Origin of the sequence: Cloacibacillus sp. (assembly GCF_020860125.1) — a bacterium.
Lineage (GTDB): Bacteria > Synergistota > Synergistia > Synergistales > Synergistaceae > Cloacibacillus.
Map to the genome: position 1 here is coordinate 1 of NZ_JAJBUX010000034.1, position 8,777 is coordinate 8,777.

An 8,777-nucleotide genomic window follows, 5' to 3' on the forward strand; every position below is an offset into this window, starting at 1 on the left:
GCCGCAAAAGCGGCGGCGATCCACCTTCCTCAGAGAGGAAGGCTTTAAGAAAAAAACCGCTGTTTATCATCGATAGGGTAAAAGCTAAATCGGCGTTTAGACGTGCGAATAACGAAATAACTGAGGGCTTGGCAAGCGGAGGCGCACTAAAGTGCGGTGAGCATTACAAAGCCCTCAGTTATGAAGTTAGTCGTGCGTATAAACGCCGATTTACCGTTTCCCCCGCCCGAAGAAAACCGACGTTTATAAGCAGAGAGCCAAGACGCTGATTTTGTGTTTTGCGCGATAGGTGAGACATAAAATCTTTTTATTTTCGTCGTCGAACCTAGTTCTCCCACTGATCGTTTTGTCTGTCCATCTGACATACAGATAACAAAATATCCCCATTTTATATCCCCATCCCGAAGACAGAGTGTAAGCCTCTCCCGGCAGGCGTTAAAAAACCTAAAATTTTCCTTTATTTTTAAGCATAAACTTTTAGTTGTGAAATGGGAGCTATAATTGTTGTGATGACTAAAATTTTTCAAAATAATCATTTGCCTTTTTACTAGTGACTAAAATTATGATATGGTGCAGATGTTAGAAATTTCACATTAAGGAAAGGTCGTGCTATCTTATGAGTGGGAACAAAGTTAGCTGGCTCAATGTGGTAAAGTTCGCGGGTGCGTTTATCGCGTTCTTGATCGGCGCCGGTTTCGCAACAGGACAAGAAGTTTTCCAGTACTTCGCCGCTTATGGCTATGAGGGCTTCTTGGTCGGACTCTTCGTTCTTATCTGTTTCGTCTACGTCGGCGGGGATTTTATCGTCGCGGGTTTCAACGAGCATTTTAAAAACACAAATGACATCTATCGTTACTACTGCGGCAAGTATATCGGAGGCTTTTACGACTATTTCTCGATCGCCTTCATCTACATGTCGTATATCGTCATGCTCGGCGGCGCCGGCGCGACGGTCAACCAGTATTATCACCTTTCGCCGGTCGTCGGCGCCATCCTCATGATGGTCCTCTCCGTGGGAACCGTCGTCTTCGGCCTTGGCAAAATAGTTGACGTCATCGGCTCTATCGGCCCCCTGATCGTCATTATCGCCATCGGCGTCGGACTCGCGGCCATCGTTACAAACCCCGGCGGCATCGCCGAGGGCGCACGTCTGATCGCCTCGGGAGAGCTTGATATCACAAGGGTCGGCAGCAACTGGTTCATGTCTGGCACCTCATACGTAGGCTTCTGCATGCTCTGGCTCGCGGCCTTCCTCGCGGCTATGGGCACCAAAGCCAACAGCAAGAAAGAGGCCGTCATCGGCACCACGCTGGGCGCCATCGGTTTCGTACTCGGCGCGATCATCCTCATGCTCGGGCTTCTCTCTAGCCTGCAGGATCTCTATACCTCCGATATCCCCTCGCTCATCATCGCTGAAAAAATCTGGCCGCCTCTCGCCACCATATTCTCGGTCATAATCATCGCCGGTATCTATACGACGGCCGTCCCCCTTCTCTGGTCGGTCTCGGCGAGATTCTCGCAGGAAAAGACGACGAAGTTCTACGGGCTCACAGCAGGGCTCGCGGTGATCGCCTGTTTCGTCGCCCTTGAGCTGCCCTTCCGTAAGATCGTCAACGTGATCTACGGAGTAAACGGCTACGTCGGCATCCTCCTGATCTTCTTCATGCTCGCCAAGACCTGCGGCATAACGAAAAAACTCGCAAAGCAGAAGTAACCTCTAATATATCTAAGAAATATAAAGGGGCGGGAGGAGCGATACTCTTCCCGCCCTTTTGTGTGCCGGCACAGCTAAAAGAAAAATTTTTAGTCGTTTGAACATTAAAACACAAAGACTTTTTTGCCTTTATCATTTATAATATACGCCATTGCAGGTAAAAAACTTAATAAAGATGGGTGAATCGCTAAAATATATAATAAATGACATACAGCTCTGAATCAACGGTTTAACTTTATACGCTTAAACTGCAAAATATTCGATGTTTCTGTAATGGGAAGGTTTTCCCTATTTTTTAGTAACCATCGTTGTGAAAAATTTAACTAAGATTTGAAGGGACAGTGGTGTTGATATGAATAGAGAAAAGGTCAGCTGGTCTAATGTAATTAAGTTCGCGGGAGCGTTTATCGCCTTCCTTATCGGTTCCGGTTTCGCAACGGGACAGGAGATACTTCAATATTTCACAGCCTACGGCATGAAGGGGCTTCTGGCGGGGCTCTTTACCCTCGTCTGCCTCGTCTATGTCGGCGGGGATTTCATCGTCACCGGCTTCCGCGAGCGTTTCTCAAACACCAACGATATTTACAGATATTACTGCGGTAAGTATATCGGCGGCTTCTATGACTATTTCGCCATCGCCTTTCTCTATATGTCATATATCGTCATGGTGGCCGGCGCCGGCGCGACTCTCGCGCAGTACTACGGACTGCCGACATTCGTCGGCTGCATCGGAATGGCTTTCGTCTCCGCCTTCACCGTCACCTTCGGCCTTGGCAGGATCGTCGACGTTATCGGGACGATCGGGCCCGCGATCGTTTTGTTCGCGATCGGCATCGGCCTGGCCGCCATTTTCAAAAACCCCGAGGGCATAGCCCGGGGAGCGCAGATGATAGAGGCCGCGGAGGTCGAGATGACGAAGGTCGGCACAAACTGGTTCACCTCCGGCATGTCCTATGTGGGCTTCTCAATGCTCTGGCTCGCCGCCTTTCTCGCGGCGATGGGACAGAAGGCGAACTCCGCGAAGGAGGCCGTCATCGGCACGACGCTCGGCGCGACCGGTTTTGTCGTCGGGATCATCATTATGATGCTCGGCCTGCTTGCCAACCTTGACGCCGTCGCGATGACGGATATCCCCTCGCTTATTCTCGCGGAGAGGATATATCCGCCGATCGCCACCGTATTCTCCCTCATCATCATGGGCGGCATCTACACCACCTCCGTGCCGCTTCTCTGGTCCGTCTCAGCCCGTTTCTCACAGGAGATGACACGTAAATTTTATCTGCTCACGGTCGGGCTCGCCGTCTCCGGGTGCATCATCGGCCTGCTGCTGCCCTTTCAGCGTATCGTCAATATCATCTACGGCATCAACGGCTATGTCGGCATTATGCTGATCCTCTTCATGATCGTGACGACGGTCAGAAACATGAAAAAAGCCGCCTAAGGACAAAACCTCAGCCAAAACTGCATACGAAGGAGCCCGGCGCAAAATTTGTGCACCGGGCTCATCTATTTAAGTCTGTCAATTACCGCCGCCGGTCCGTTTTATGTTCCGGGCTAGAAACACTCATAGAAGTTGCGCAGCGTCCAGTAGAAGATGTGCGGCTGTTCGAGATAAGAGGTCTGGGAGGCGTCGGGGATGACGGCCATACGTGAACCGGGTATCAGCGAACGGTAGTATTCGCAGCTCTGCTGGCGGACCTGGTCGAACTCTCCGCATATCAGCAGCACCGCGATCTTGATGCTGCGCAGTTTGTCGGTGATGTCTATATCTTTCAGGATACCCTCGCAGGTAAATTCGCTGGGCCCCCACATGTGGCGGTAGACCATCATGCCGGAGGCCGTCTTCGGCTTGAGCGGCGTCGCCCGGTGGCCCGCCCGGTTGACGGTCGAGAGGCGGTAGCGGAAGTTATCGTTGTATTTCTTGATGATGTCCTGGTAGTAGCGCCCGTCAAAATGATGTTCCCTCTCGCACTGCTCCACCGTCTCAAGATAGTCTCCCCCAAGCTCGGCGAGGCGCTGTTTCGCGTCGGCTATCCAGATCTTCGTGCTGACGAGCGGGCTGATCATCGTGATGGATATTACGGGCGAGGGGCTGACGCGCAGCACATGCTCGGCGGCGAGGTATGCGCCCCACGAACGTCCGATGAGGTGAAGTTTGGGAGCTCCGATGGCGGCGATAAGGCTGCCCAGCGATTCTATATACCGCTCCGGCGTCCACAGGGATTCCTCTCCCGTATGCGAACGTTCGTCGCAGCCCAGCTGGTTGTAAAGATATACCGTGCGGTCCTCGGCAAGCATCTCCGCCATCGGCCGGAAGGATTCAATGTTGCCGCCCGGGCCTCCGTGGATGTAGAGGACGGGAATATTTTGGCTATTCTCCGCACCATAGATGTTAAGGCTGATAAAGCCTCCGGGAACATTGATGTACTCAGTTTTCATACTGACAGCCATTACTATCGCCTCCTTGTTTTACTTTCGCTCCGTTCTTGAGAAACCGCCGGTTACGCGCGCCGTCAAAAAGACAAACCGCGTTTTATTACAGAAACCTGAGTTATCCCCTCTCGCGGGGAGCTTCGTCTAAACCGGCGGCACGGACGTATAGGATCTAAAAAACGCCGTCCGAGCGCTTTGAACAAGATAATTATAGCACAATATTCTGACAATATTAAGTCTAAAATAGATGTAATTGCGATAAATAAGGAGGGCTGACGCTTGTTTCAGCGATATTTTTCAAGGATTTTTGAACGTTTGATGTATAAGATCAAGGGTATGCCGATGGCGTAACAGATGACCGCCTGGCTCACGCCGATGTAGAGCATGGACAGAAGCATCGGCGTTGCGGAGAGCACGGCGATATAGGCGCCGACCACAACGGCGTTGATGACGACAGGCGGCAGGGCCGCGAGCCAAACGTTAGGCATCTTCGCCGTCATCCAGGCGGCGGCAAGGGTCGCCGCGCTACCGAGGATGATATCGGTCAATCCGAAGCCGCCAAGCATATTTGAGACCAAACAGCCGATAAAGAGGCCCGGCACCGCCTCCGGCAGACAGAAGGGCAGCAGCGTCAGCGCCTCGGAGACCCGGAACTGGACAGGGCCGAAGGATATCGGCGCCAAGACAAAGGTGATTCCCGTATAGAGGGCGGCGATCAGGGCGGAGAGCGCTATTCTGTGCGTGGTAAAAAATCTTTTATTTTCCATGGGGTGTATTATACTACAAAAAGAGAGGAGGGTGCCGAAATGGAGGGTCCGGTCAGAAGGATAGAGATAATCAGGGTCAGTTCCGCGGATGAACCGCTCGCCGTGGAGGACGAGCTGCTCTCGGAGAGGGCGGTATCCCTTTATATAGACGGAAAATATGACGGTTCCGCGGTGATCACCGCGGGAAGCGAAGAGCTGTGGGCGGCGGGAAATATGCGCTGCCGCGGCCTGATTTCATCTTATGGCGATATCGAAAAAATCTCGTCCGGCGGATACCGGGTAGACGTTATTCTTAAAAGGAAACCGATTGAGGTCAAGCCCGAACCGCTGCCGCTGAAGTGGAGCGTCGGCGCGTCTGTCGTCCGGCGGAAGATCGCCGAGCTCGCCGGAGCGGAGCTTTACCGCCGCACCGGCTGCCTCCATGTGGCGCTGCTCTCCTCCGTGCGGGGAAAGACGCTCTTTTCCGCCGAGGATATCAGCCGCCACAACGCGGTGGACAAGGCCGTCGGCTGGCTTCTGCGCAGCGGTATCAACGCTGCTTCGTCGCTGCTTTTTATCTCGGGGCGCATGCCGGAGGACATGGTCCAAAAGGCCGTCTGCGCCGGCATTCCCTTCATCGCGAGCGTCTCCGCCCCCACGGCCGACGCCGTAACCGCGGCGCGCGCGGCGAACATCACGATGATCGGTTTCGCGCGCGGCGGCTCTTTTAATATTTACAGCGCCGCCGGCAGGGTCGCTTTACGGGAAAAAGAGCTATAATAGCAAAATGCACGAAAGATGCAGCAAGAGAATATTGAACGGAGGAACGACATTGAACACGACGATTCTTGGCGCGGGCAGCTTCGGTACCGCCATGGCGGTGCACCTGACCTCCCTTGGCCATAATGTAAAGATGTGGACGATCGACGCAGAACAGGCGGAAATTATGAACAGGGAACATAGGAATAATTTCTGTTTCTTCGACACGGTGCTGCCGGATAAGATCGCGGCGACCACCGACCTGCGGGAGGCCCTTGACTTCTCCGACCGCTATATAATGGCGATACCGACGCAGTTTGAACGGGAGGTCTGCGGCAAGATAGCGGCGCTCTCTCCCGCGCCGGGACATATGCTGAACCTGGCTAAAGGCATCGAGATATCGACGGGCAATCTGCTCCATAAGGTACACGAGGAGTTATGCCCCAATATGGTCTACTCCGCGCTCTCCGGACCAAGCCACGTGGAAGAGGTGCTCATCGACTGCCCGACGACCGTGGCTCTCGCCTCCAAAGACGAGGAGGAGGCCAGGTCATGGCAGGAGCTGTTAAACGGCGGAAATTTCCGCGTCTATACGAGCACGGACGTTATCGGCCTGGAGGTCGGCGGCGCGACTAAGAATATATACGCGATCGCGGCCGGCATCTCAAAGGCCTTACAGCTCGGCGACAACGCCCTCGCGGCGCTCGCGTCGCGTGGACTGGCCGAGATAATGCGCTTCGGCGCGAAGCTCGGCGCTTCGCCGCTCACGCTCTCGGGACTCGCGGGGGTCGGCGACCTCATGGTCACCTGCTACAGCATGCATTCGCGCAACTTCCGTCTCGGCCTCGCCGTCGGCAGCGGCATGAGCATGGACGAGGCGGTGGAGGAGCTGGGACAGGTCGCCGAGGGCGCCTACACGGTGCGCGCCGTCGTCGAAAACAGCAAAAAATTTGACGTCGATATGCCTCTCGCCGACGCGGTTTACCGCGTACTCTACAAGGATGAAGATCCTCACGAGCTGCTGAAAGAGCTCTTCGCAAGGCCGGTAAAACCGGAGATGCGGCTGTAGCCCGCGGGCGAAACACCGGCTGTAAAAAGAAAAAAGAGATGAGGAGGGATAAGCCCCTCCTCATTTTTGTCGTTTACGGCAGACGCGCCCTTATCCCGCTCGGCAGGCGTTCGGCGAATCAGCCCTTCGTTTCACGGCGGCGGCGAGCAGTGCCGTCGTCATCTGCGAGGCCGGCATCGCGAGCCATACGCCGGTCAGTCCGAGAAAGGCTGGCAGCATCAGCAGAAAAATCAGCAGCAGGAGCGGCTCGGCGTAGACAAGGATATATGATAGCAGGCTCTCCTCCGTCGCGTAAAAGCCGGCGGCGGTGATACGGGTATAGGCCAGAAAGAGGACTCCGGCGAGAAATAGCGGCAGCGTCTCGCCAACGCCGCGGCTCACCGGCGGCGACGCTCCGAAGAGGCCGCCAATCCGCCAGCGCGCCAGAAAGAGGAGGCAGACGGAGAAGAGGCTGAGCGCCCCCGCGGTAGCGTAGGCCAGCCGGCAGGTGCGTTTCATATCGGCCCGCCGACCCCTGCCGTAGTAGCGGCTGATCATCGGCTGGCAGCCGTCGCCTATCCCCTGCAGCAGCAGATAGACGATGGTGACGATATATCCCACGCAGGCGTAGCAGGCGACCGCTCCCTCGCCGCCGTAGAGGACGGCGAAGCGGTTCATGAGGATCATCCCGATCATGGGAGAAAAGGTTATCCCAAAGGGCGCGAGGGATATCTTCAATATCACCGAGAACAGATGCGGCGCGCGCCGCGCTGGAGGAAGGGAGAGCGGATATCTCTTTGCGGCAAAATAGAGCGCCGCGCCAAGCGCCGTCACCGCCTGCCCGATCACAGTAGCCGCCGCCGCGCCCGCCATGCCCCAGCCAAAGACCATGATAAAGAGCCAGTCCAGGATGATATTGGCGATAAAACCGGCGGACATGGCGAACATCGCACAGAGAGAACCGCCCATATTCCTTATCAGCGGGATGAGCCCCGTTCCAAAGACCTGGAACAGAGCGCCCGCGGCGATAAATACCAGATATTCCATACCAAGCGTGAGCGTCGCCCCCTCCGCGCCGAGAGCCCCGAGCAGCGGCCCGGCCAAGACAAAAAAGAGGAGGGAGAGCAGCGCGCCGCAGAGCAGCAGCAAGAGGAGCGCGGAGCTGAAATAGTGCCGCTCCCCCTCGGCGTCCCCCTGAGCGCCGCAGATGGCGAAGCGGATCGCGCCGCCCATGCCGATCCCCGTGCCCACGGCCTGCAAAAGCGCGGTGACGGGAAAGGCGAAGTTGATCGCCGCGAGCCCCGCGTCGCCGATGCTGTTGCCGACAAAAAAGCCGTCTACCACGGCGTAGACGCCGGATAGGGCGAAGGCCGCGAGAGAGGGCAGCACATAAGAAAAAAATTCTCCGGCGTTCTTCATCTCTTCTCCGGCAGCCCCTCGCGGAAATACTCAACGAAGCGGGCCATGCCGTCGATCAGGGCTCCGCGCCCGTCCGCTCCCATTCTATCCATCACATGCAGCTCCAGCTCCAGAAGTTCGGGGATGATGGCGGCGGCCAGCGCCTCGCCCTCCTGCGTAAGGTGTATCAGCTTATTCCTCCGGTCCGACTTCAGGTAAGAAAACTCTATCAGCCCGCGCCGTTCAAAATCCTTTAATATCGCGTTGACCGTCTGCTTGGGAAAAAGCCACCTGTCGCAGATCATCCTCTGCGTACATCCGTCCCGGTCATAGTAGAGCGAATGAAGCACCAGCACCGAGCTGCCGCCGATTCCGTGAGCCTTCGACCATTCTTCGTATATTACGGTCATATCGCGCCACAGCGAGTAAAACCGCCGCAGCTCCGCGTCGGGGATCTTTCCGTACATCACCGCACCTCCAATTTTAGTCCAATTTCGGACTGTTGGCATTATAGTACGAAAGTGGACTTTTTACAAGTCTCTTTTCTGGGTTGGTATTCAGCCGCGAAGACAGGCAGAGGCGGGGCAACGAAAAAAAGGGAGCCGCGCACAGCAATATATTTTATAAGGGGGGCAAAAAAAAGGGCGAATTAAAACAAAAAAAACAGCCACCACAAGCA

At 55.4% G+C, this 8,777-nt stretch carries 9 protein-coding genes; 5 read left to right on the plus strand and 4 right to left on the minus strand.

Annotated features, from left to right (window positions below; translation table 11 throughout):
• The 3 genes from LIO98_RS04270 to LIO98_RS04280 all read left to right on the plus strand — a co-directional run.
• The coding region (locus tag LIO98_RS04270) for a hypothetical protein (RefSeq protein ID WP_291953545.1) at positions 1 to 269 on the plus strand (269 nt) is incomplete at its 5' end.
• 347 nt (positions 270 to 616) lie between these two features.
• A complete protein-coding gene (locus LIO98_RS04275; protein WP_291953546.1) occupies positions 617 to 1,714 on the plus strand; it encodes a hypothetical protein in 1,098 nt (365 codons plus the stop codon).
• A 352-nt stretch (positions 1,715 to 2,066) separates the two neighbouring features.
• Positions 2,067 to 3,155 carry a hypothetical protein gene (locus LIO98_RS04280; protein WP_291953547.1) on the plus strand — a complete coding sequence of 363 codons (1,089 nt, stop codon included), beginning with the start codon at positions 2,067 to 2,069 and terminating at the stop codon, positions 3,153 to 3,155.
• Between the two features lie 113 nt (positions 3,156 to 3,268).
• Here the strand turns inward: LIO98_RS04280 and LIO98_RS04285 are convergent, their stop codons facing one another.
• On the minus strand, positions 3,269 to 4,165 hold the full coding sequence (locus tag LIO98_RS04285; protein ID WP_291953548.1) for a proline iminopeptidase-family hydrolase: 897 nt from the start codon (positions 4,163 to 4,165) through the stop codon (positions 3,269 to 3,271).
• A gap of 266 nt (positions 4,166 to 4,431) precedes the next feature.
• Positions 4,432 to 4,914: a QueT transporter family protein gene (locus LIO98_RS04290; protein ID WP_291953549.1), complete on the minus strand. Its 483-nt coding sequence runs from the start codon at positions 4,912 to 4,914 to the stop codon at positions 4,432 to 4,434.
• 39 nt (positions 4,915 to 4,953) lie between these two features.
• Between LIO98_RS04290 and LIO98_RS04295 the strand changes: the two genes are divergently transcribed.
• Complete coding sequence (locus tag LIO98_RS04295; RefSeq protein ID WP_291953550.1) at positions 4,954 to 5,673, plus strand: formate dehydrogenase accessory sulfurtransferase FdhD; 720 nt, start codon at positions 4,954 to 4,956, stop codon at positions 5,671 to 5,673.
• Between the two features lie 52 nt (positions 5,674 to 5,725).
• Complete coding sequence (locus tag LIO98_RS04300) at positions 5,726 to 6,721, plus strand: NAD(P)H-dependent glycerol-3-phosphate dehydrogenase (RefSeq protein ID WP_291953551.1); 996 nt, start codon at positions 5,726 to 5,728, stop codon at positions 6,719 to 6,721.
• A 90-nt stretch (positions 6,722 to 6,811) separates the two neighbouring features.
• On the opposite strand, the gene LIO98_RS04305 is transcribed toward LIO98_RS04300, so the two are convergent.
• Both LIO98_RS04305 and LIO98_RS04310 read right to left on the minus strand, forming a co-directional pair.
• Complete coding sequence (locus LIO98_RS04305; protein WP_291953552.1) at positions 6,812 to 8,119, minus strand: MATE family efflux transporter; 1,308 nt, start codon at positions 8,117 to 8,119, stop codon at positions 6,812 to 6,814.
• Positions 8,116 to 8,565: a MarR family transcriptional regulator gene (locus LIO98_RS04310; protein ID WP_291953553.1), complete on the minus strand. Its 450-nt coding sequence runs from the start codon at positions 8,563 to 8,565 to the stop codon at positions 8,116 to 8,118. The genes LIO98_RS04305 and LIO98_RS04310 overlap by 4 nt, the downstream gene beginning before the upstream one ends.
• Positions 8,566 to 8,777: the final 212 nt, after the last annotated feature.